Below are 22631 nucleotides of genomic sequence, written 5' to 3'. Positions count from 1 at the left end.
CTTCTTTTTGATATCACTTTGCCAATTATAGCATTTACTCCCCCAAGATTCTTGTTCGTTTGCCAATCCGGCAACCATCACTTAAAATGAAGTCAGCAATGAAAGGAGGCTTGTTCGTGAACTTTATCGCCATGGACTTTGAAACGGCTAGTGCGAAACGTTTTTCGGCTTGTTCACTGGCTATCACCATCGTTCGTAACAGTCAGATCCAAGATGAGTTTTATACCTTAATTAACCCACAAACGCCCTTTTTTTGGCGTAACACCCAGGTTCACGGGATCCACGAGCGCGATGTAAAAGACGCCCCTACCTTTCCGGAGGTGTGGGAGCACATCCAAGAATTCTTCACGCCCGATAAGCTCGTGATTGCCCACAACGCCACCTTTGACAACAGCGTTTTGAAAAATACCCTGCTCCACTTTGAAATTGAGCCCCCGGTCTACCAGACGCTAGACACCTTAAAGACCAGCCGCCAGCTGTTCCCGGCGTTTCCCAACCACAAGCTCAATACAATCTGTGACCAGCTCAATATCGACCTACATCACCACCATAATGCCTTAGACGACGCCCACGCCTGCGCCAACATCCTTTTGTACCAGGCTAATCACTTTGGTACGGCGCCACTTAGACCCTTCGTTCGGGTGGTCAACCGCTAAGAAAGGTCGTAATTAGGTGACGTGGACGACTAAGCTAGGGTAAGGGTCGGCTTCAGTTTAACACTTACAAATACAGCAAGAGGCTGGGAGAAAACACGGTTTTCTCCCAGCCTCTTAGCGTTTACGGAATCACAATTCCTCAATTCCTTGATACTCCATTGAAACAGCCGGCTGGTCATGGCCATCACTGTCCTTGATGGTGCACTCCGCCACCTCGACAAAGCCGTAGTGTTGATAAAGCCGGCGAGCCCGGTTATTACTCTTGTAAACGTCCAGCACCAGGTGATCTAGCTGGGCAAAATTTACAAACCAATAGAGGGCCTCGTCAAGTAGCAATGAGCCAATTCCGTTGTGCCAGTAATCCTTGAGGACCGCTAAGCCTAGTTCGCCGGCGTTCGCGTCTCCTTCTATGCGCATCACGGTGGCCAAGCCGATTAACTTACCTTGGTAAGTGGCCACCAGAATGATCCCAGTGTTAGAGCGGGCGATCTGGGCAAGGTTTTGGGCCTCACGTTCGACCGTCATGTTCGCTAGGTCACTGTAGACAATCGCGTTGGTTTCCGTTTGTAACTGTGTTAACAGGGCTAACAGCGCGGCCGCATCGGTCGGCTTAGCTTCACGTAGGGATACCGTTTCGTCTGCCATTACAACGCCTCCACTAGGGAAGTAAAGTGTTCGCCATGGGGGTCTAACTGTACTTTCCGTTGGTTATCTTGATCGGTGCGCGTAAAGGTTAGGGCTAGGTAATCAGCTGGTAATTCGTCAGCCGCAAATTGGGCCCACTCCACCACGCTAACCCCATCACCGTCAAAGTATTCATCCAAACCCAGGTCCTCTGCCCCGCCGTTTTCCAGCCGGTAGACGTCCATGTGGTAAAGCGGTAGCCGCCCCCCTTGGTATTCACGAATAATGGTAAAGGTGGGGCTTTTAATCACCTCATCGATGCCTAAGCCCTTGGCCAGCCCCTTGGTGAAAGTGGTTTTCCCGGCCCCGAGGTCGCCGTTTAAAACGAGCACGTCCCCGGCCCGCAACCCCGACGCGATTATTTGGCCGAGTTCTTTTGTTTGTTCTGGAGTATTAAAGGTAAATTGCTTCATGGTGATCCTTAAAGTGCCTGGGCGGCCGTAATCAAGGCCACCTTGTAAACTGCTTCTTCGTCCGTTCCCCGGGATAGGTCAGCCACCGGGGCGTTTAATCCTTGCAAAACTGGACCGATGGCTTCAAAGCCGCCGAACCGTTGGGCAATCTTGTAGCCAATGTTCCCGGCTTCTAGACTCGGGAAGATGAATACGTTAGCGTGGCCAGCAACGTCTGAACCAGGGGCCTTTAGTTCCCCAACTGATGGAACGAAGGCAGCGTCAAATTGCAGTTCCCCATCGATAGCAAGGTCCGGGTTGGCTTCCTTGGCTAGCTTAGTGGCTTCAGCGACCTTGGTAACCATGTCCCCCTTGGCTGAGCCCTTGGTGGAGAAGCTTAACATGGCTACCTTAGGGTCAATCCCAAACAGCTTGGCCGTTTCAGCGGATTGGCTAGCCACCTCGGCCATCGTTGGCGCGTCTAATTCAATGTTGATGGCACAATCAGCAAAGACGTAACGTTCCTCACCCTTTTGCATGATGAAGGCACCGGAAATCCGGTGGGAACCTGGCTTAGTCTTGATAATTTGAAGGGCTGGGCGAACGGTATCCCCAGTTGCGTGAACCGCCCCGGAAACCATTCCATCAACCTTACCCATGTAAACTAGCATCGTAGCAAAGTAGGAAATGTCTTCCAGCATTTGGTCCACTTGTTCCGGTGTGTTCTTCCCGTTTCGGCGTTCCAATAGGGCATCGTGCATTGCTTGCTTGTCTTCGGCTGGGTAAGTTGCCGGATCAAGAATTTGCAGGCCAGTCAGGTCGAACCCATTTTCCCCAGCGACCTTTTCAACGGCCTCTTGGTTACCAAGCACCACTGGTTCAACCAATTGATCCTTCTTCAGGCGAATTGCTGCCCCTAACACACGTGGGTCCTCACCTTCCGGGAAAACGATCGTCTTATCTTGGCCGCGCAGTTGGTCAGCTAACTTTTCAAAAATGTCCATTCGATGTTCCTCCGTTCTAAATGTACCAAATACTACAGGTGGTCGACAGTCGACGGCAGTTGCCAGTTAATTGGGGCTTGGCCGGTCATCTCCAAAAACTGATTGGTCTTTGAAAACGGCCGCGAACCAAAGAAGCCCCGGTAGGCCGACAGGGGACTCGGGTGCGCCGATTCCACCACGAAGTTGCGCTTTAGGTCAATCAAACGCTTCTTATCCCGGGCCGCCCGCCCCCATAAGATGAAGACCACCGGGGTCGGCCGTTTAGACAGGGCGACGATCGCCGCGTCGGTTAGCTGTTCCCAGCCGTGCCCTTGGTGGGAGTAAGCCTGGCCAGCCCGCACCGTCAGAACCGAGTTTAGCAGTAAAACACCCTGCTCGGCCCAGGACCTGAGGTAGCCATGCTTGACGGGCGGGCACCCCAAATCGGCTTGGAGTTCCTTATAAATATTCTGCAAGGACGGCGGTACCGCCACTCCCGGTAAAACCGAAAAGGAACACCCGTGGGCCTGCCCCGGTCCGTGATACGGGTCCTGCCCCAAAATAACCACTTTGACCTTCGAAAAGGGGGTCCAATTAAAGGCCTCAAAGATGTGGTGCATCTCGGGGTAGACCTGCTGGTGGCCATATTCATCCACCAAGAAATTATGCAATTGCTGGTAGTTGGCCGTTTCAAACTGTGGTTTTAACACCGGCCACCAATCATTGTTGATTAACTGTTTCACTTCTGCCACCTCGTAAACATTTTAGCACACTCACCCAAGCGGGAGTAGCCTTGAACGAAACCGTTTTCGTTGTCGATTCGTGAAATTAAGCGCAGTTCCTGTTAGAATACAGATAGCTAATCTTTAAGGGAGGGATTTTGGTGCGCACCCTATACCTACGTGAGCACGGTGGTCAACGTCAGGCAACCACCATCGTTCACGATGAATTCAATAATGCATGTTACTTGCTTACCGGTAAGTGGGGGCTGCGCCAAGACGTTCTTTCCTTGTATACCATGCAAGGGAGCCTGCTCGCTGAGGTGAAGCAGGTTACGCTAGGGCTGTGGCCCAAATTTGTTCTCTACCAAAACCGCCAACGGGTTGGCGTGATCGCTAAATCGCTAGGGTTTGTACGCCAGGTCATCTACATCCGTGGGCTCAACTGGATGGTGGTCGGCTCTCCCCTCTCTGACCGTTACCGGGTCTATCAAGGGAACCGGCTGGTCTTTTCAACTAGTCCCCTTGAAGACACCGGGGGGCTCTACCAAGCAGTTCACATTGCCGACCAAGACGAAGAACCCCTCGCCATTTTAGTGGCCACCATCCTAAACCACTGGTCCCACCGTCCCGATCACGAACTAGCGGTTACCTGGCACCCCCGCAGGGTCGATGATCCCCACCCGCTCCGGGGACTGTCCCCACTAGTAACCACCAGTCCAATTACAAAGCCCAACCGCCGATAACTTCGGCGGTTGGGCTTTTGGCTTTTATTAGTAATGCTTCATGACCCGATCAATCTGGCGGTCCTGCTCACGCTTTTTAATGGCGTTACGCTTATCGTACTCGTGCTTCCCTTGAGCAAGGCCCAAGAGCACCTTGGCGTAGCCGTGTTTCAAGTACATTTTTAACGGTACGAGGGTAACCCCCTTGGCCGTTAATTCGCCTTGTAACTTCTTGAGCTCCTTTTTGTGCAATAAGAGCTTCCGGTTACGTAACGGGTCGTGGTTAAAGATGTTACCACCCGCGAATTCGGCAATGTGGACGTTCATTAACCAGAGTTCACCATTATGAAATTGGGCGTAGCCATCCTTTAGGGTGACCCGCCGTGCACGCACCGACTTGATTTCGGTCCCGGTTAAAACGAGCCCAGCTTCAAAGGTGTCGGTAACCGTGTAGTCATGACGAGCCTTTTTATTTTGGGCAATCAGGTTGGCGTCGAGCCCCTGGTGGTTCTTTTTCGCCATTCTGTTCCCTCCTTTGCAGTCTAGTGGCGGCGGTTTTGTCCGTTACCGTTGCGGCGACGATTGCGGTTGCCATTATTATCCCGGTCGCCACGGTGACGAGTTTGCCCCCGGTTGATCTGGGTGGTGTTACGACTCCCGTTATCACGATCGTGGTCATCGGAGAAGTGACGGCGCCCGTTATTATTGCGCCGTCCATTACCGTTACCGCGACCACGACCGTTGCGGCGGTCATTTTGCCGTGGTGCCCGCAGCTTAGTCAGCGGCGCTTCATCTGCGTTCACCAGCTCGAAGTCAACTTCGCGTTGATCCTTATCAACCCGCAATAGCTTAACCTTTACTGGTTGACCAATCTGGAAGATGTGGTGGTGGTCCCGGCCGACCAAGTCCATGTGCTTTTCGATGTACTCGTAGTAGTCATCGTTCATCACCGAGATATGAATCAAACCTTCAACCGTATTCTCCAAGGCAACGAAGAGGCCAAACTTCATTACGGAAGAGACAACGGCGTCAAAGGTCTCGCCCACGTGGTCCTCCATAAACTCAGCCTTTTTCATCGAATCGACGTCGCGTTCGGTATCAATCCCCCGCCGTTCCGTCACTGAGGTGTGTTCAGCAATTTCCGCTAGGCGATCCCGGTACTTGGCCTTGGCCTCTTCGGTAGTCCCGTTTTCCTTGTACCACTTGATCAAGCGGTGAACGGTCGTATCCGGGTAACGACGAATCGGCGACGTAAAGTGGGTGTAGTACTGGGCCCCCAGCCCAAAGTGGCTTAGCTCATCTTCGGAGTACTTGGCCTGTTGCATACTGCGCAGCATCATCGTTTGGACCATTTGTTCCTCTGGCGTGCCGGCAACTTGCTTAAGCACCTTTTGCAACATCTTTGGCTCAACGTTGGCGAGGTCCCCCGGCATGTTAATCCCGAAAACGGAGAGGAATTCAGCAAAGTTTTTAATCCGTTCGGTATCCGGGTGTTCGTGGATCCGGTAGAGGAATGGTACGTGCATCAAATCGTAGTGCTTGGCCACCGTTTCGTTAGCCGCCAGCATGAAGGATTCGATCATCCGTTCCGACAGCCCGCGGTCGCGTAATTGGATGTCGGTTGGGTGACCATTCTCGTCGACGATGATCTTCGCTTCCGGGGCTTCGAAGTCAATTGCCCCCCGTTGGTGGCGGTGCTTGAGCAAGATCCGGTGCAAGTCGGCCATCGTTTCAAACATCGGTACCAGTTCCTTATATTCCTGGCGGGTCTTTTCATCGTGGGCCTCTAAAATGGCGTTGACACTCTTATAGGTCATCCGGGCGTGCGAACGAATCACCGACGGGAAGATCTCGTGGCTCACGATGTTTCCTTGGGGGTCAATTTCCATTTCACACGACATGGCTAACCGTTCTTCACCCGGGTTAAGGGAACAAATCCCGTTGGAAAGGCGCCGCGGCAACATTGGAATTACCCGGTCGGTCAAATAAACCGACGTCCCCCGCTTGAAGGCCTCTTCGTCCAGTGGCGTTCCCGGTTGAACGTAGTGGGAAACGTCGGCGATGTGGACCCCCAAGTGGTAGTTGCCGTTATCAAGCTTCCAAGCCACCACGGCGTCGTCTAAGTCCTTAGACTCAATTGAATCAATCGTTACCAAGGGTTGGTCAGTTAAATCCGGGCGCCCCGCCTTTTCTTCTGGTTGGACGGTCAACGGGATTTGGTTGGCTTGGTCCAAAACTTCCTTTGGGAATTCGTGGGGAACGTCGTGGGCGTACACCACCGAAAGAATGTCGACGCCGGGTTCATCCTTATCCCCGATCACTTCCAGGGCCGGCCCAGTCATCACCTCCGGAGCGTCTTCGCTTGGGTAGGTCGCAATGCTTGCGGTGACCACTTCATTATCCTGCGGGTGAATCCCATCGCCGGTCACGTAAAAGCGGAGGCTCCCCAGCTTTTTATCCTTTAAAATCACTTCACCGATGAAGTTGCCCATCGTCATGTTCTTAAATTCCCCCACCACGTGGTCATAGGAGCGGGTAATGATCTTCGTGATCTCCCCTTCCGGCCTCTGGTCGCGGGTTGGATCGCCCGCTTGTAAGATCTTAACGGCCACTTCATCACCGGTTAGGGCGTACATCGTGTGGTCCGGGTTAATGAAAATATCTGGCATTTCCGGGTCATAGGAAACAAAGCCAAAGCCCTTGGGGTTACGGTGAAAAACGCCAGTGAATTCCTTTACCTGGGGAACCAGCTTAAATTCACCATCATCCGTCACTTCCACTTTTCCTTCCCGCTCTAATTGAACGAGGGCCTGCACCAGGGGGGTGAATTCGTCCGCACTGGTCATTGAAAGCACCCGGGCCAACTTTTCGGCCGAGAAACTCAGGGCCGCGTTTTCCGTGAGGTAGTCTAGTATTTGTGTCTTTAAATCTGTCATCTTATTCCTTTCGCGTTCAAAAAAAGCCCCCGTTAAACGGAGGCGCTCACTACTAATGTGAGGAAACGTAAACCAGCGCCAAAGCAAGAACAAAGAAAATGATTCCCACAATGACAGTTACGATTTGCATAACGGCTTCGAAGCCCCGCGCCTTCCGCCGGGAGAAGAGGTCGCCACTTCCCCCGGTCAAAGCAGACATCGAATCGTTATCGTTTTTGGCCGGCTGCATCATCACGCACGCGATCATGACCACGCAATCGATCAAAAACAGGGTCATTAACGTATTTTCCACGATCTTCCTCCTATCTGCTCACACTATAACCCTTAGAGTTTAACATAGAAAAGCCTAAATTGCTAATCAATCACCTGGTGGGCACCGCTAATGATCGCTTGTTGGGACTTGAGGTGACTGGCCCCGGTTAGCTGGATTACTAGGGTGTCACCGACCTGGAGGCGGGTATCACCGTGGGGAACGATTTCTTCTTCGCCCCGGTAAACCATTAAAATCAAACAGGATGGTGGCCACGGGTAGTCTTTAACTAAGGCGCCGTCAAGGGCGGTCCCGGCGTAGATGGTCGTCGTCATCTGCGTAATCCCCTCCAGGGACTGGTGTGGTTGACGATGAATGAAGCTTTCAAACATGGCCGTGTAGACGGGAGCACCGCCTAAGACGTCCACGACTAGGTAGGCCACCACCGCCACCACCGCTAACGGCATGAGGTGGGCTAGGGAACCCACCATTTCCGTAATCAACAGGATCGCCGTGAAGGGCGCCTTGGAAATGCAGGCAAAGTAGCCGGCCATGGCGTAAATCACGTAGTTGGCTAAAAAGCGCGCCGGAATTAGGCCCAGGTGAATCAAAATGACGCAGTACAGCCCGCCGAGAACGGCTCCCAAGGTCAAAATCGGCAAGAAAATCCCCCCGGGCAATTCAGAACCGTAGGAAATCATGGAGAAGACAAACCGGAGGACAAACAACCACAAAAAGAGGCTCACTGAGGTCGGCAGGTTGGTCAAACTAATAATCAACCCGTTACCGCCCCCCAGCGTGTTTGGCCACCACCAAGCAATTGGAATCACCAACAAGAATGGGATCACCGGGTACCAAGCGGGCTTAAACCACGTTACCTTGCGGCTCCACGTCCCTAGCCGTAGGATCACGTACTGATACAGCCGCCCTAAAATCCCCAAGAAGAGCCCTAATAACAATAGGTACCCGTACTGATTGACCGGGAAATACATTTCGTGGGGCAGGTCTAAATCCGGCTTGAGGCCAAAGAATTGCATCGACACAAAGTTGGCACTGATCGAGGAAATAAACACCGATAGCCATACTAACGGGGAGAAGTTATGGTAAACCTCTTCTAAGACAAACATTGAGGAGGCGATCGGGGCGTTGAAGGCCGCCGAAAGCCCAGCAGCCGCTCCGGAGGCGATCCCCACCCGACGCTCAATGGCGGTCAGTTTCTTCTTTCCCCGCCCCTCGACGATGCCTTGGCCAACCGTGGCCCCGACTTGAATTGACGGTCCTTCCCGTCCCAAGAAGAGACCGGGACCGATGGAAAGGATGCCCCCAAAGAACTTGCGCCACAAGACTGGCCACCATTGCTCGTCGAACTGGCCCGTTAACTGACCTTCGACTTGCGGAATCCCCGAGCCCTTAATGTTGGGGTTCTTTTGGGCCATCCGCCCCAAGAAAAGGGCTAACGGGACGGTTACCGCTACCCACGCCAATAGCCATAGCGGCTGCTGGTGGAAGAACAAAAAGGCCAGCTTGGTGAGGACCAAGACGTCTTGAATCGCCAACCGAAAGACCGAGGCCACTAACCCAACGGCCACCCCAATCACAATTGCCCGTCCCACCGACCGGGCGTTGCTATACTTTAAAAATTTAAATCTGAACACTACTCCAGAGCCCCCTTGTAAGTTACCAAATTATTTTAGCACAAAAAAAGGGCGGCGCTTAGGGCTGAAAGCGTCGCCACCTGTTTAAGCTAATTTTCTTTTCGCAAGTTGCCCCGGTACCGGATCAGGTAGGCTAAAACGGCCACCACCAAGACGACCGTCCCGGCAATCACTGAAATCCGGGTATCTGGGTTAACGAACATGAAGACCACAATCACCACCAGCATGGCAAAGGCGAAGTAATTAGATAGGGGGTACAAAGGTAATTTGAAGGGATGATCCTTCATTAGGGACGGGTTGTGCTTGCGGAAGCGCAACTCAGCCAAGAGGATCACAAACCACGGGATCATCCCCGGTAAAACGGAAGACGAGAAGACAATCACGAACATATCGGTGGTCGTCTTTGAAAAGACCGTTGCGAAAATGTCGGCAATGAAGCCAAGTAAAATCCCCCCAGAAATCCCCAGGATCGCCATGTCCGGAACCACGTGCTTGGACAAGCGGCCAAAAATCTTAGGCGCATCGCCCTCGTGAGCCAATTTAAAGAGCATCCGGCTTGAAGAATAGATCCCCGAGTTGGCCCCGGAAAGGGCGGCCGTCAGGACCACGAAGTTAATCAAAGAGGCAGCCGCGGTGATGCCCACCTTGGCGAAGGTGGAAACAAACGGCGACCCCACCGCACTTAGGTGGTTCCACGGGTAGATGGTGACAATCACAAAGATCGCCCCAACGTAGAAGATCAGGATCCTGAAGAGGACTGACTTGACCGACTTAACAATCGCCTGTTGTGGGTTAGCTACTTCCCCGGCCGAAATTCCCAGCAACTCAATCCCCTCGTAGGAACCGACGATGATTGACATCGAAAAGAAGAAGCCCGAAATGCCGCCGGTAAAGAACCCGCCGTGGCTCCACAGGTTGGAAAAGCCGGTGGGGTGCCCGCCGTTACCAAAGCCAAAGAAGATAACCATAAAGCCCAAAAGGATCATTAGGATAATGGTGATTACCTTGATCATCGCAAACCAAAACTCTAATGACCCGTAAGCCTTGGCGCTGGCTAAGTTAGCGAGGGCCAAGAAGGCGATGATGACCAACCCAGCCGCCCAGGGCTTGGTGTGTGGCCACCAGTACTGCAGGTATTCCGTGGCGGCCACCACTTCCGACATCCCGACGACGATGTATTCAAAGACGTTGGCCCACTTAGCTAAGTAACCGGCAATTGGGTGAACGTATTCGGTAGCGTAATCGGCAAAGGAGCCGGTCCCCGGGTTAACGTAAATCATTTCTCCCAGGGCCCGCATGACAATGTAGAGAATCAAACCAACGAAGGCGTAAGCTAAAATCACCGATGGTCCCGTCCACTTAATCGTCGACGTCGACCCCATGAACAAACCAACCCCGATGGCTCCCCCTAAGGAGATCATCTCCATTTGACCAGCTGTCATCGAACGCCGCAGTTCGGGCGCCCCACTTGATTGCTGTTTCATTATTTTCAATTCCTCTCTAAGTTAAAGGGGGACCGTGCCCCCTTGACGATGGCAAAGCGCCAAAACAACTATTTTTCATTATAGGCGATCCGTCCCGAGGGGGCAATAAGCGGGTCTCATCAAATTATCACCAGAAATTAAAAAAGACCGGAAGAAAACAGGGTTTCTTCCGGTCTCTTTTTAATCAACCAAATTAACGGTTTTCGATGTCTTGCTTAGCTTGTTCACTAAGGTTGTAGAAGGAACGGATTCCCTTGTACTTAGCAACGTCGCCAAGGTTGTCTTCAATCCGCATTAATTGGTTGTACTTAGCAAGACGGTCGGTCCGGCTCATGGAACCAGTCTTGATTTGGCCGGCGTTAGTAGCAACCACCAAGTCAGCGATCGTCGTGTCTTCAGTTTCACCAGAACGGTGGGAAACGATGGCCGTGTAACCAGCTTCCTTAGCCATTTCGATGGCTTCAACGGTTTCCGTCAGAGTACCGATTTGGTTCAGCTTGATCAGGATCGAGTTGGCAGCGCCCATCTTGATCCCCTTAGCAAGGTAGTCGGTGTTAGTAACGAAGAAGTCGTCACCAACCAATTGAACCTTCTTGCCAAGCTTGTTAGTCAATGTTACCCAGTCATCCCAGTTGTTTTCGTCGATCGGGTCTTCAACAGAAACAACCGGGTACTTAGCGATGATGTCGGAAAGGTATTCGATCCATTCTTCGGTGGTGTATTCTTCACCAGTGGACCAGTGAAGCTTGTACTTCTTGTCTTCGTCGTTCCAAAGTTCAGAAGCAGCCACGTCAAAGGCAATCGCAACGTCCTTACCAGGCTTGTAGCCGGCAGCTTCGATGGCCTTGATCAGGTATTCGAACGGTTCTTCGTTGTTAGCGAAGTCTGGGGCAAACCCACCTTCGTCACCAACGGAAGTAACCTTGCCATCTGCTTCCAAGGCCTTCTTTAAGGCGTGGAAAGTTTCGGAACCCATCCGGATGGCTTCGCGAACGGTTGGGGCACCAACCGGCATGATCATGAATTCTTGGAAGTCCACCTTGTTGTCAGAGTGGGCCCCACCATTGATGACGTTCATCATTGGCGTTGGCATTACGTGTGCGTTAAAGCCGCCCAAGTAGTTGTAAAGAGGAACTTGCAGTTCATCTGCAGCAGCCCGTGCGGTTGCCAAGGAAACGGCCAGAATGGCGTTAGCCCCTAACTTACCCTTGTTTGGCGTCCCGTCGAGGGCAATCATTGCCTTGTCAATCGCGATTTGGTCCGTAACTTCCATCCCGACGATTTCCTTAGCAATAACGTTGTTAACGTTGGCAACGGCCTTTAAAACACCCTTGCCACCGAAGCGGTCCTTGTCACCGTCACGAAGTTCAACGGCTTCGTGTTCACCAGTTGAAGCACCGGACGGGACGATCCCCCGCCCAACACCACCAGCTTCGGTGTAGACTTCTGCTTCAACGGTTGGGTTCCCACGTGAATCAAGGACTTCACGGGCGTAAATATCTGTAATAAGTGACATTAGATGACTCTCTCCTCTTGATTTTATTTGGAAAGCAATTCCGCCTTCCATTCTATTATTTTGATCAGTTTAAAACAAGTCAGATCGCTAATTTCCTGGGAAATTTAAACAGTCCATCAGTGACCAAAGCGTTGGTAGTTAACCATCTCTAAAAAAGTGGTGGCGTCCAAACTAGCCCGTCCAATCAAAACCCCGTCAATATCGTCTTTTTGCATTAAGGTCTTGATGTTAGACAAATTAACGCTACCCCCGTATAGGATCCGTACTTGGTTGGCAACTTCATCGTTGTAGAGGTGGGCAATCGTTTGGCGAATCAGGTAACACCCCTCATTGGCTTCTTGCGGGGTGGCCGCCTCGTTACCACTACCAATTGCCCAGCTTGGTTCATAGGCGATCGTCACCCGCGAAAGCTCGCTTTCTTTGACCCCTTGGAGGCCGGAAATGACTTGGCTGACCACCCAGACAATCCGATCGTGCTCCTGCTTGCGTTTCATCGTTTCATCGACGCACAAAATCGGGCAAATTCCGGCGCTCAAGGCAGCATGGACCTTTTTGTTAATCGTGGCGTCGTCTTCATAAAACAAGCGGCGCCGCTCTGAATGGCCGATGATGACGTGCTTAATTCCTAATTCACGCAGGGCCAAGGGGCTGGTCTCACCAGTAAAGGCCCCTTCGTCTTGGTAAAAGCAGTTTTCGGCTACAATCTTTAAATTGGTCCCCCGGGTGTGTTCGACGAGCGACTCCAAAAAGAGGGTTGGCACCGCCAACTCCACTTCTTCTTGTTCCGGATCCGGCAGGGCGTCTTTGATTTGGTCAACGTAATCGACCGCTTCCGTAATTGTCTTATACATCTTCCAATTGCCGACAATCAATGGTTTTCGCATTCAATCACCCCCACGTAAAAAAGAACATGGAATTCAACCTACTCTGTATTCCACAAAAAAACGAAAAAGGGGTGGGAAACTTTTTCTTTCCAACCCCTTTCAAGTTTACTTATCAGAAATGGCAGCAATCCCCGGAAGAACGTCCCCTTCCAGGTAGGCCAATGAAGCTCCCCCACCAGTGGAGATGTGAGTTAACTTGTCAGAAATGCCCAGTTGCTTAGCGGCCGCCGTGGAGTCACCCCCACCAACGATCGTCGTTGCGCCTTCAAGCGTCCCCAAGAATTGACCAACTTCCAAGGTTCCCTTGGCAAAGTTACTCATTTCAAAGACACCCATTGGGCCGTTCCAAACAACGGTCTTAGCGTCTGCCAGCACCTTCTTAAATTCTTCGATTGACTTTGGACCAATGTCTAAGGCCATCCAGCCGTCATCGATGTCGCCTTCAACCACCTTGGTGTTAGCGTCGTTGGCAAACTTGTCGGCAACTACGTTATCCACTGGTAAGACTAACTTGTCGCCAGCCTTTTCCAAGATTTCCTTAGCAACGTCAATCTTGTCTTCTTCAACCAGGGAGTTCCCGATCTTGATGCCCTTGGCAGCGTAGAAGGTGTAAGTCATCCCCCCACCGACAATGACCTTATCAGCCTTGTCGAGCAGGTTGTTGATAACCCCGATCTTGTCGGAAACCTTGGCACCACCCAAGATGGCAACAAATGGGCGTACTGGGTTGGTAACGGCGTCACCTAAAAACTTGATTTCCTTTTCCATCAGGAAGCCCGCCGCTGCCTTGCCTGGCATGTTGGAAGCAATCCCCACGTTGGAGGCGTGCTTACGGTGAGCAGTCCCGAAGGCATCGTTGATGAAGAGGTCACCCAAGGATGCCCAGTACTTACCCAATTCTGGATCGTTACCAGATTCGCGCTTAACGTATTCGCCGTCCTTAACGTCTTCGTAACGGGTATTTTGAACCACCAGTACTTGGCCGTCTTCCATCTTGGCGATGGCGTCTTCTAATTGCGGACCTTCCGTAACCGGTACAAAGGTTACCGGCATGTTCAGCAGGTTAGAAAGGCGTTCTGCCACCGGACGCATGGACAGACCCGGCTTGTCGTCTTCCTTCTTGATCCGGCCCAGGTGGGAGAAGAGAATTGCCTTCCCCTGGTGGTCCAATACGTACTTGATGGTTGGCAAAGCAGCCACAATCCGGTTGTCGTCGCCAACAACACCATCCTTAATCGGCACGTTGAAGTCAACGCGCATTAAGACCTTCTTGCCGGCCAAGTCTAAATCTTCAACCGTTAATTTAGCCATGAAATCTTCCTCCTTATTTAAAAGAAAAGACGGGGGAGTCGCCTCCTCCCGCCTTTTTGATCACCTTAATTCAGCTTGCAATTAAAGGCTTGCAAAGTGGATCAGGGTGCGGATCATGTTGCTGGTGAAACCGTATTCGTTGTCGTACCAAGCAACCGTCTTAACTAATTGGGAACCATCGTCGGCTTCCATGATTTCGGTTTGAGATGGGTCAAAGACAGAACCGTAAGTGGAGCCAATGATGTCGGAGGAAACGATTGGGTCTTCAGTGTAACCAAAGGCGTCGTTACCTTCCGTAGCCTTCTTCATAGCGGCGTTGATTTCGTCAACCGTAACGTGCTTGTCCATGATGGAAACAAGTTCCGTCAGGGAACCGTCAACAACACCAACACGTTGAGCGTGACCAGAAAGCTTACCGTTCAGTTCTGGGATAACCAGACCAATGGCCTTGGCAGCACCAGAAGAGTGCGGAATGGTGTTCGTGCTTGCAGTACGGTTGTTACGCATCTTCTTACCACGAGGACCATCGAGGATAGCTTGCGTGGAAGTGAAGGCGTGGATGGTCGTCATCGTACCAGCCTTGAGACCGAATTCCTTGTTCAGGAAGTAAGCCATTGGGGCCAGGCAAGAAGTGGTGCAGGAACCTGCAGAAACGATCTTGTCGTCAGCCTTCAGCGTGTCCAGGTTAACCCCAGGAACAACAGTAGGAATGTTACCAGCAGGAGCGGAGATCAGAACCCGCTTAGCACCAGCATCCAGGTGTGCTTGGGACTTTTCAGCAGAAGTGTAGAAACCAGTACATTCAAGGACAAAGTCAACCCCGTCGTTTGCAACCCACGGAATGTTCTTAGCGTCGCGTTCTGCGTAAACTGGGTACTTCTTACCGTCAACAATGATCCCTTCTTCGTAAGCAGAAACTTCACCAGGGAACTTGCCGTGCGTAGAGTCGTACTTCAGTAAGTAAGCCAGCATGGACGGCGTCGTCAAGTCGTTGATTGCAACAACTTCGATTTCGTCAGAGTTGAGTTCGTGAATCCGACGGAAAGCCAAACGACCAATCCGGCCAAAACCATTAATACCAATCTTTACAGTCATACTGTAATTTCCTCCTTTAGGAAAATAATTCATGTACCCATTAAGTGTATCACCATTAGCCAAAAAATACAGCCATCGTCGTGCATTTTTTAACAAAGTTCACCTAAATTGGGTACCACCAATATAAACAACATTGTACCCATTTCACTTGTGCTTGTCCAATCATGCCGCCTAGATTTTCCGTTGGCGATTGACGGTTGCTATTTAAGGTGACTTTCGTTATAATCGGAATGTTGAAATATTTACGAGAGAGATAAAGGAGGCATGAACCATGCGCAAAGCACATCCACACGGCGTTCAAGGCCGGCGTCCAATTGCTCCGAAGTACAAGCGGGCTTTAAAAGAAAAGAAGATTGAAGCTATCCGTAAGTGGGCTAAGGAAGCACCTGCTGACGAAAAGTAATTTCAATTATGATCCCCTCCCCCATTTGGGCGGCGGGGATTTTTTATTTCCTTGAAAAAAAGCCGTCCCCTTAAGCCCACTAGTCACCTTCACATCGGCAAAGTTGACCAAACAAAAAAGAGCTATCTAATTCGATAACTCCCCACATGGTCCCATGCCAAAAATTTTTACCTCAGTTTTACCACAGTTTCGATTTAAAACTATGTTGACTGATTTTCAGTAAGAATAAAAAATGCCGTCATCCCAAGGATTTAACCATCCCTGAAAATGACGACAATAAAACTTAGTGCCCCAAACAGGATTCGAACCTGTACATGGTTACCCATACAACGACCTGAACGTTGCGCGTCTGCCAGTTCCGCCACTGGGGCATAATATTCGTTTTTAATGCGCCCCCGGGGAGTCGAACCCCGATCTCGAGAACCGGAATCTCGCGTGCGATCCATTACACTAAGGGCGCGCTACCTTTTGGCGCATTTCTTTGCCTCGCTGCTTTGTTATCAAGCAACGTATATAATAATACACATTCAGCGCCTTTTTGACAAGCCCCTTTTTTAAATTAATTTTCCTCCCCTAAAGCGAGCATCTAGACCAATTTATATCAACCGGTTGTTTAAATTTGGTCATTAAAAGGACTTGCCAACTAGACCATTGAGGGATATGATAGGTATTGTCAATTAACGACGGGCATTCCCTCGTCATTAACCAATTTAAAACATAAACCAATTAAATAATTATGGAGGACCTAGACCATGACGAAACACGAACGGATGTTAGCAGCCTTAGACGTTTACAAAAACGGCGATGACAAAGCAGAAATGAGTCAATTGGCTGCCGAAAGCGCCAGCGCTGAATTAGATCTTTTATGCCAAGACCTGGATGACTAATCACTAATTATCTGGCTCGCCGACTGTCCCGGGGGGAGCACCGCCTTCTATGGCCGAAATCTGGTTAAGATGCTGATCATCTCCACCTTTTTTCTACCTAACATTTAAAAAGCTAGCATGAGTCCGTGAGAGTACTTTACTCGCGGACTTTTTTCACACCAAGTGTCAACTAATCGAGGATGGCCCCACCTCGTTACTTCTTGCCGTTCACGTTAATTTAAAAATAATTCTCTCAATATGTTAACGGTGTGACAGATTGCGAAAACGCCCCCAATTGGGCCTGGTCCATGCCAATGGGGTGAAAAACTTTTGCCAACGAGTGGGTAAATGATTTGACCTTTTTTGACCTATAGAGTAGACTATCCCCATAAGTTAGCAAACAGTACTAACTAGTGCTAATTAAGGAGGCCAACTGAATGAACTTAGTACCAACCGTCATTGAGCAATCGTCCCGTGGCGAACGCGCTTATGACATTTACTCCCGTCTTTTAAAGGACCGGATCATCATGTTATCTGGTCCGATTGAAGACAACATGGCAAACTCAATTGTTGCCCAACTGCTCTTCTTGGACGCCCAAGATTCCACCAAGGACATCTACTTATACATCAACTCCCCTGGTGGGGTGGTTACCTCTGGGATGGCAATCTACGACACGATGAACTTCATCAAGTCTGACGTTCAAACGATCGTGATCGGAATGGCTGCTTCAATGGCATCCGTCCTGGTTTCCTCCGGGACCAAGGGGAAGCGGTTCGGTCTTCCACACTCAACCGTGATGATTCACCAACCATCCGGTGGTGCCCAAGGTCAACAAACCGAAATCCAAATTGCCGCCGAAGAAATCCTGAAGACCCGCAAGATGATCAACGAAATTCTTGCTAAGAACTCCGGGCAAAGCTTCGAGCAAGTTGAACAAGATACTGAACGGGATCACTACTTAACCGCCCAAGAAGCCGTGGATTACGGCCTGTTGGATGGGGTTATGGATTCAAACAATCTGAAGTAACCCCCGCATCTAGGCACTAGGCAGAATTTATTTCTGCTTGGTGCCTTTTTTGATTGACAGCGGGGTGCCCCTCTTTTATTCTGGGGCTAAATTTAAATTGAGAGGAGCTCACCATGAACTACACCGACCAGTGGCGCCAAGCCGTTTTACCGACCTGGCAAGCTAGCTTTGACCACCCCTTTATCACCGCCTTGCACGACGGGACCCTGCCCGAAGACACCTTTCGCTACTACCTCATCCAAGATCACCACTACCTCACCGCCTTTGCCGCCCTCCACGAGGCCATCGCTGAACACCTACCGGCCGATCAAGCTCAGGTCTTGTTAGCCCTAAACGAAGGGAGTGGTGAAGACACCATCCGCGACAAGATGCACGCGGAGCTAGGGATCACCGCTACTGACTTTGCCACCACACCGGTCGGCCCCAACCGCCTACGCCTACATTAGCCACATGTATTACCAGCTCAATGAGGTTAACCCCCAGGCCGCCGTGGCCGGCTTGCTGCCTTGCTACTGGCTTTACGCCCAAATTGACGCCCACCTGGCCAAGTTAACTAGTCCCAAGCCACTCTACCAAGCCTTCTTTAACGCCTATGCTAGCGACGACTTCACCACGTCAACTAACCAAATGCTCGACCTAGTTAACCAAACCGCAGCCGCTAGCTCCCCGGACGTGCAAACCCAAATGGCGACGGCCTTTAAGCGCAGCGCCGTTTACGAAAGCCACTTTTGGCAAATAGCCTACCAAAAAGAACGGTGGTAATCAAAAGAAGCGTGCGGCCCAACCTCCGATACGGGCCGTTTGACCAAGCTAGAGCAGGAACATTAGTTTTAAAGACAACAAGAGGCTGCGAGAAATTCCTCGCAGCCTCTTGTTTATTATTTAGATTGCCTTGCCCTGCCGCAATTCGTCGGCGTAGGCATTTAGCTTGCGGAGCCGGTGATTGACCCCCGACTTTGAAATTGGGCCCCCGGGTACCAACGTCCCCAGTTCCTTTAGACTTACTTCCTGGTGAGCCAACCTAGTTTCGGCGATGGCACGTAGCTTTTCAGGGAGGCTACTTAGCCCCACCGTCGCCTCAATCAGCATAATATTTTCCACCTGGCGATTGGCGGCATTGGCCACCTTATCCATATTGGCGTTCTCACAATTAACCAGCCGGTTGACCGAATTACGCATGTCGCGGACAATCCGGATGTTTTCAAATTCGAGCATTGAAGTGGTTGCCCCGATCAACTGTAAGAAGTTCGCGATCTTTTCGGCTTCCTTTAAGTAGACAATGTAGCCACTGCGCCGGTTGGTGGTGCGGGCGTTTAGGTCATAGCGGTTGATCATTTCAGCGATCATCTCGTTGTGCTCTTCATACAAAGAATAGATCTCGAGGTGGTAGCGCGACGTCTCCGGGTTATTAACGGAACCGCCCGCCAAGAAGGCCCCCCGCAAGTATGACCTGATCATCAAGTCGTCGGTCAACAAGTCCAAGGGAACCCGTTCCTTGATTTGAAAACCGTCCAAAATGGCCAGGTCCCCCAAGATTTCCTGGACGTGGTGGCGTAAGCGAACCACGTAGGTGTTATTCTTTTTGAGTTTCATTTTCTTGCGGACCAGAATATCACTTTCTACCTTGTAAAGTTGCTTAATCAGTGAATAGATCCGCCGGGCGATGGCCGGGCTTTCGGTCTGGACGTTTAAAATCATGGCATGGTTAGCCAGCCCAATGGAGCCGTTCATCCGGATCAGGGCCATCAATTCGGCCCGGGCGTTTTTTTCGTGTACCGTGATCCCGGTGAGTTCTTTCTTCACTTCGCTAGCGTAAGACATGGAATCTCCCCTTCAGTTTAGTAATGAACGTCATGGAGCCGGTTGATCAGCTCTTCGACGACCTTGTCGCGATCATGGAAGGCCCCGTTATCGCGCAAGCGCAAAAAGTTACTAGAAATCACCCGGCACCCCATTTCCCGCAGGGTACGGAAATCATGGGTAACCGGCTGTGAAATCTCATTCCACTCCTTAAAGTCAATGTAGTCGTTTGGCACCGGCTGAATGTTGACCAAGACGGTATCGACAAAGTTCTTTCCCAGGTGCTTATTTAAAACCCGGACGTGGTCGGCATCGGTGAAGTGATCGGTCTCCCCCTTTTGGGTCATGATGTTGCAAATGTAGACCACCTCTGCCTTGGTTTCACAAACCGCCCTCCCAACGTTTTCGATCATCAGGTTCGGTAGGATCGAGGTGAACAAACTCCCCGGCCCCAAGACGATTTGATCGGCGTCCATAATGGCCTCGATTACCTCCGGCACCGCTTCTGGCTGGTGGTGTTCCCCGTCACTAACCCAAACGTGGTCGATTTGCCCGTGGGCGGCCGTAATCTCCGACTCGCCCCGAATGACCCGGCCATCGGCAAAGGCCGCGTTTAAAGTCAGCGGTTCGTTGGCAACCGGGTAGATGTGACCATGGATTTTCATCATCATCCCTAGTTCTTGGACGGCCTCAAAAATCCCGCCCCGCATTTCTGCCAAGGCCGAGATGATTAAATTGCCGATCGCGTGCCCCGCCAAAAATTGGTCGGTACTCCGGAAGCGGTACTGGAAAATATCCTTTTCAATCCGGGGCATTTCCGCCAAGGCCACCAAGGCATTGCGAATGTCGCCAGGGGGAACCACGTTCACGTAATCACGCAGGATCCCCGATGAGCCCCCGTCGTCAGCAACGGTCACAATGGCAGTAATATCAACATTATGGTCTCTTAGGCCGCGTAAAATGATTGGCAGGCCGGTCCCGCCACCAATCACCACAACCTTCGGGAGATGATGCATCAAAACGACTCCTTCTTTCTGTTAGTTGGCCTTGTCCACGTCACGGTGATGGACGTGAACTGGGTATTGGTTATTCTTCAGGTCAGCGGCCAGCCGGTTAGCAATCGTTACTGACCGGTGTTGGCCCCCCGTACATCCAATGGCAATTATCAAACTACTCTTGCCCTCCTTGATGTATCCCGGCAAGGCGACTTCAATTAGCGAATACAAGTGTTGGTAGAAGTTTTGGGCCAGCGGATTATCCATTACGTAAGCTTGGACCGCCGGATCGTTCCCCGTCTGGTGCTTTAGGTCTGGAATGTAATACGGGTTAGGTAAAAACCGGACGTCAATCACCAAGTCAGCGTCCAGGGGAAGCCCGTACTTAAAGCCAAAGGACATCACGTTAACGTAAAACGAGTGGGCCTCGTCCGGTGAAAAACGTTCCGTAATTCGTTGCTTAAGCTGGCGGGGCGTCAGGGTGGTCGTATCAACTACCAGATCCGCTTGCGACTTCAGGTCATTTAACAGCTGGCGCTCCCGCATGATGCCTGGTAAAACACCATCTTGGTGACTCAAGGGGTGGGCCCGGCGCGATTCTTTATAACGCGAAACTAGCTCCTCGTCCGTAGCCTCCAAAAATAAGAGCCGTAGCGTAAGATCAGAACGCCCCCGTAGTTGCGCTACGCACGGCACCACCTGATCGTAAAATCCCCGTGACCGGGAGTCCATCACCATTGCCATCCGGGTAATTTCACCGGACTGCTTAACCGCGTCAACGAACTTGGTGGCCACGCTAGGAATCATGTTGTCAATGACAAAGTAGCCCAAGTCTTCAAAGGATTGGACGGCCACCGTCTTTCCGGCCCCGCTCATTCCCGTGATGATGACCACTTCTAATTGTTCCGCCATTATCAAACCCTCCCGTCTTTTCAAACACCCGTCTATTGTAACACACCGGGCGTGTCATGCCTAGCAACGCTACCCGGCGTATCAAAAAAGGAGGCCGGAAGCATCGTTTCTCCCGGCCTCCGACTGTATTCACGAACGTTAGACAGAAAGTGCGCCAACCAACCGTGGCCCTTCACTTGGGGCTACGTGGTTGGTGAGTTCCCACCTTCTTGTTACGCCTAGTTACTTTCGGGGGTTCCCTTTTCGGTTTTGATATTTAATTCCTTGGCCAGGTTAGCGACCGACAGAATCGGTACCTGGTGCTCTTCTAGGTAACGGAATTGCGCACTCTTCTTGCTGGCCGCCCGTGGCACCGTACTATTGGTGTCCAAAAGCAAGCCGAGCCGGGCTTCCTTTGGTGAAACCCGCTTAAATTGATGCTGGTAGTGATTAGCCAATTGGTCAATCACGGACTGATCGTTGGTGATCCGGGCCTGCTTGGGGTTAAAGACCACCGCCACCGGTACGCTACCGTCATCTTGGGCCAGTTTCTTTAAGGAAACGGGGTGCTCACTTAGGTCAACCAAGTGACGGTCAGCCGGTTGGTCAATTACCATCGGCACCTGCTTAGAGGAATTGGTGTTGGTCGTTGCATTGGCGGACTTGGTCACTTGGCGGTTTCCCTTCTTGGTCGCCTTGGTCCGCCCAGCCTCCTTGGTAGACTTGGTATTGGTCGGGGCTTTTTTCCAACTAGCAATTTCCGGCAGGGCGACTAAGTAGTCGTAAACCTGCGCGGTTAACAAGACATCTGAAAGGGCATGGTGCATATTTGAGACGTCAAAGCCCAGCAAACGCCCTACCCCACGCAGGCTCGGTTTATTGGGTAGTTCCCCTAACCAGCTGACCAACTCGTCAACTTCAAAGCAGCAGACCGCCTTCTCATCAACGAGCGGGCCACCGTGGTTTTTAATTGCCTCTAACAACACCTGGAGATCGCCGTGGACGTTCCACCCCCCAATCGGTAGGCTAAAGTCGATAAAGTTTAAGAGGTCGGCAACGATCTTATCCCACTGTCCCTGCTTCTTGTAGGTCTTGTAGGTGACGTTGGCGTAATCCATTCCACGCAAAATATCGTCGGCCTCGGCGTCGGCCCAGTAAACAAAGCGGTGGAATTGCTTACCGACCTTGCGCCCGTTTTGGTACTTGACCACCCCAATTTCTAAGGGGAGGTGCTCCCGGGTCTTTTTATGGGTGGCAAACTCAAGGTCTAGCATGTAGTACTTGCTTGGTAGACTCTGGAGTTTGGCCAGTTTCATTTCTTGCATTCTAAAATCCTTTCCATTAGGTGATTTATCCGA

Annotated in this window: 24 protein-coding genes and 2 tRNA genes; 7 read left to right on the top strand and 19 right to left on the bottom strand. The window is 51.3% G+C overall.

Annotated elements, in window-relative coordinates:
- Positions 1-116 precede the first annotated feature (116 nt).
- On the top strand, positions 117-656 hold the full coding sequence (locus tag FG166_RS02390; protein ID WP_004563262.1) for a 3'-5' exonuclease: 540 nt from the start codon (positions 117-119) through the stop codon (positions 654-656).
- Between the two features lie 129 nt (positions 657-785).
- On the opposite strand, the gene FG166_RS02385 is transcribed toward FG166_RS02390, so the two are convergent.
- The 4 genes from FG166_RS02385 to FG166_RS02370 are packed head-to-tail and all read right to left on the bottom strand — an operon-like array spanning position 786 to position 3458.
- Complete coding sequence (locus FG166_RS02385; RefSeq protein WP_003682660.1) at positions 786-1301, bottom strand: GNAT family N-acetyltransferase; 516 nt, start codon at positions 1299-1301, stop codon at positions 786-788.
- The gene (tsaE, locus tag FG166_RS02380) at positions 1301-1753 is read right to left on the bottom strand and encodes a tRNA (adenosine(37)-N6)-threonylcarbamoyltransferase complex ATPase subunit type 1 TsaE (RefSeq protein WP_003682659.1); all 453 of its coding nucleotides are present in this window, start codon (positions 1751-1753) and stop codon (positions 1301-1303) included. Before tsaE ends, FG166_RS02385 begins: the two co-directional genes overlap by 1 nt.
- 8 nt (positions 1754-1761) lie before the next feature.
- A complete protein-coding gene (gene pta / locus FG166_RS02375) occupies positions 1762-2736 on the bottom strand; it encodes a phosphate acetyltransferase (protein ID WP_003682658.1) in 975 nt (324 codons plus the stop codon).
- 32 nt (positions 2737-2768) lie between these two features.
- On the bottom strand, positions 2769-3458 hold the full coding sequence (locus FG166_RS02370) for a uracil-DNA glycosylase (protein ID WP_004563264.1): 690 nt from the start codon (positions 3456-3458) through the stop codon (positions 2769-2771).
- Between the two features lie 140 nt (positions 3459-3598).
- Between FG166_RS02370 and FG166_RS02365 the strand changes: the two genes are divergently transcribed.
- Positions 3599-4180 carry an LURP-one-related/scramblase family protein gene (locus FG166_RS02365; RefSeq protein WP_003682653.1) on the top strand — a complete coding sequence of 194 codons (582 nt, stop codon included), beginning with the start codon at positions 3599-3601 and terminating at the stop codon, positions 4178-4180.
- Between the two features lie 27 nt (positions 4181-4207).
- Here the strand turns inward: FG166_RS02365 and smpB are convergent, their stop codons facing one another.
- The 9 genes from smpB to gap form a co-directional block, all read right to left on the bottom strand.
- Positions 4208-4681: an SsrA-binding protein SmpB gene (gene smpB, locus FG166_RS02360; protein ID WP_003682651.1), complete on the bottom strand. Its 474-nt coding sequence runs from the start codon at positions 4679-4681 to the stop codon at positions 4208-4210.
- 20 nt (positions 4682-4701) lie between these two features.
- Positions 4702-7095, bottom strand: coding sequence for a ribonuclease R (gene rnr / locus FG166_RS02355; RefSeq protein WP_003682649.1), 2394 nt, complete (start codon positions 7093-7095; stop codon positions 4702-4704).
- A gap of 52 nt (positions 7096-7147) precedes the next feature.
- Positions 7148-7387, bottom strand: a complete 240-nt coding sequence (gene secG, locus FG166_RS02350) for a preprotein translocase subunit SecG (RefSeq protein ID WP_004563267.1) — start codon at positions 7385-7387, stop codon at positions 7148-7150.
- Between the two features lie 62 nt (positions 7388-7449).
- Positions 7450-9000 carry a ClC family H(+)/Cl(-) exchange transporter gene (locus FG166_RS02345; RefSeq protein ID WP_003682644.1) on the bottom strand — a complete coding sequence of 517 codons (1551 nt, stop codon included), beginning with the start codon at positions 8998-9000 and terminating at the stop codon, positions 7450-7452.
- Positions 9001-9089: 89 nt separating this feature from the next.
- The gene (locus tag FG166_RS02340; RefSeq protein ID WP_003682642.1) at positions 9090-10484 is read right to left on the bottom strand and encodes an amino acid permease; all 1395 of its coding nucleotides are present in this window, start codon (positions 10482-10484) and stop codon (positions 9090-9092) included.
- A 193-nt stretch (positions 10485-10677) separates the two neighbouring features.
- Complete coding sequence (gene eno, locus FG166_RS02335; RefSeq protein ID WP_012390876.1) at positions 10678-12000, bottom strand: phosphopyruvate hydratase; 1323 nt, start codon at positions 11998-12000, stop codon at positions 10678-10680.
- Between the two features lie 116 nt (positions 12001-12116).
- Positions 12117-12884 carry a triose-phosphate isomerase gene (gene tpiA, locus FG166_RS02330; protein WP_003682638.1) on the bottom strand — a complete coding sequence of 256 codons (768 nt, stop codon included), beginning with the start codon at positions 12882-12884 and terminating at the stop codon, positions 12117-12119.
- 105 nt (positions 12885-12989) lie between these two features.
- Positions 12990-14195, bottom strand: coding sequence for a phosphoglycerate kinase (locus FG166_RS02325; protein WP_003682636.1), 1206 nt, complete (start codon positions 14193-14195; stop codon positions 12990-12992).
- 81 nt (positions 14196-14276) lie between these two features.
- The gene (gene gap / locus FG166_RS02320; protein WP_012390875.1) at positions 14277-15290 is read right to left on the bottom strand and encodes a type I glyceraldehyde-3-phosphate dehydrogenase; all 1014 of its coding nucleotides are present in this window, start codon (positions 15288-15290) and stop codon (positions 14277-14279) included.
- A gap of 271 nt (positions 15291-15561) precedes the next feature.
- On the opposite strand from gap, the gene FG166_RS09515 reads away from it, so the two are divergent.
- The gene (locus FG166_RS09515; RefSeq protein ID WP_003682630.1) at positions 15562-15693 is read left to right on the top strand and encodes a hypothetical protein; all 132 of its coding nucleotides are present in this window, start codon (positions 15562-15564) and stop codon (positions 15691-15693) included.
- A 287-nt stretch (positions 15694-15980) separates the two neighbouring features.
- On the opposite strand, the gene FG166_RS02315 is transcribed toward FG166_RS09515, so the two are convergent.
- Together FG166_RS02315 and FG166_RS02310 are read right to left on the bottom strand one after the other, a co-directional pair.
- Positions 15981-16064: transfer RNA gene (locus FG166_RS02315), tRNA-Leu, on the bottom strand.
- Positions 16065-16081: 17 nt separating this feature from the next.
- A tRNA-Arg gene (locus FG166_RS02310) sits at positions 16082-16153 on the bottom strand.
- A 292-nt stretch (positions 16154-16445) separates the two neighbouring features.
- On the opposite strand from FG166_RS02310, the gene FG166_RS09510 reads away from it, so the two are divergent.
- The 4 genes from FG166_RS09510 (at position 16446) to FG166_RS09500 (ending at position 18349) form a co-directional block, all read left to right on the top strand.
- Positions 16446-16580 carry a hypothetical protein gene (locus FG166_RS09510; RefSeq protein WP_003682628.1) on the top strand — a complete coding sequence of 45 codons (135 nt, stop codon included), beginning with the start codon at positions 16446-16448 and terminating at the stop codon, positions 16578-16580.
- Between the two features lie 416 nt (positions 16581-16996).
- On the top strand, positions 16997-17587 hold the full coding sequence (clpP, locus tag FG166_RS02305) for an ATP-dependent Clp endopeptidase proteolytic subunit ClpP (protein ID WP_003682627.1): 591 nt from the start codon (positions 16997-16999) through the stop codon (positions 17585-17587).
- A 113-nt stretch (positions 17588-17700) separates the two neighbouring features.
- Positions 17701-18033: a thiaminase II/PqqC family protein gene (locus FG166_RS09505; protein ID WP_003682625.1), complete on the top strand. Its 333-nt coding sequence runs from the start codon at positions 17701-17703 to the stop codon at positions 18031-18033.
- Positions 17990-18349: a thiaminase II/PqqC family protein gene (locus FG166_RS09500; RefSeq protein WP_258409083.1), complete on the top strand. Its 360-nt coding sequence runs from the start codon at positions 17990-17992 to the stop codon at positions 18347-18349. The genes FG166_RS09505 and FG166_RS09500 overlap by 44 nt, the downstream gene beginning before the upstream one ends.
- A gap of 120 nt (positions 18350-18469) precedes the next feature.
- Here the strand turns inward: FG166_RS09500 and whiA are convergent, their stop codons facing one another.
- The 4 genes from whiA to FG166_RS02280 all read right to left on the bottom strand — a co-directional run bounded on the left by whiA (position 18470) and on the right by FG166_RS02280 (position 22598).
- Positions 18470-19408: a DNA-binding protein WhiA gene (gene whiA / locus FG166_RS02295; protein WP_003682621.1), complete on the bottom strand. Its 939-nt coding sequence runs from the start codon at positions 19406-19408 to the stop codon at positions 18470-18472.
- A 17-nt stretch (positions 19409-19425) separates the two neighbouring features.
- A complete protein-coding gene (locus FG166_RS02290) occupies positions 19426-20403 on the bottom strand; it encodes a gluconeogenesis factor YvcK family protein (protein ID WP_003682620.1) in 978 nt (325 codons plus the stop codon).
- 21 nt (positions 20404-20424) lie between these two features.
- Positions 20425-21294 (bottom strand): RNase adapter RapZ, encoded by an 870-nt coding sequence (gene rapZ, locus FG166_RS02285; RefSeq protein WP_003682618.1) that lies wholly within the window; start codon positions 21292-21294, stop codon positions 20425-20427.
- Positions 21295-21512: 218 nt separating this feature from the next.
- The gene (locus FG166_RS02280) at positions 21513-22598 is read right to left on the bottom strand and encodes a 3'-5' exonuclease (RefSeq protein ID WP_003682615.1); all 1086 of its coding nucleotides are present in this window, start codon (positions 22596-22598) and stop codon (positions 21513-21515) included.
- Positions 22599-22631: the final 33 nt, after the last annotated feature.

This window comes from Limosilactobacillus fermentum, from assembly GCF_013394085.1.
GTDB classification, from domain to species: Bacteria; Bacillota; Bacilli; order Lactobacillales; family Lactobacillaceae; genus Limosilactobacillus; species Limosilactobacillus fermentum.
Note: the sequence above shows the minus strand (reverse complement) of the source record. Positions and strands in the feature narration are given on the sequence as shown.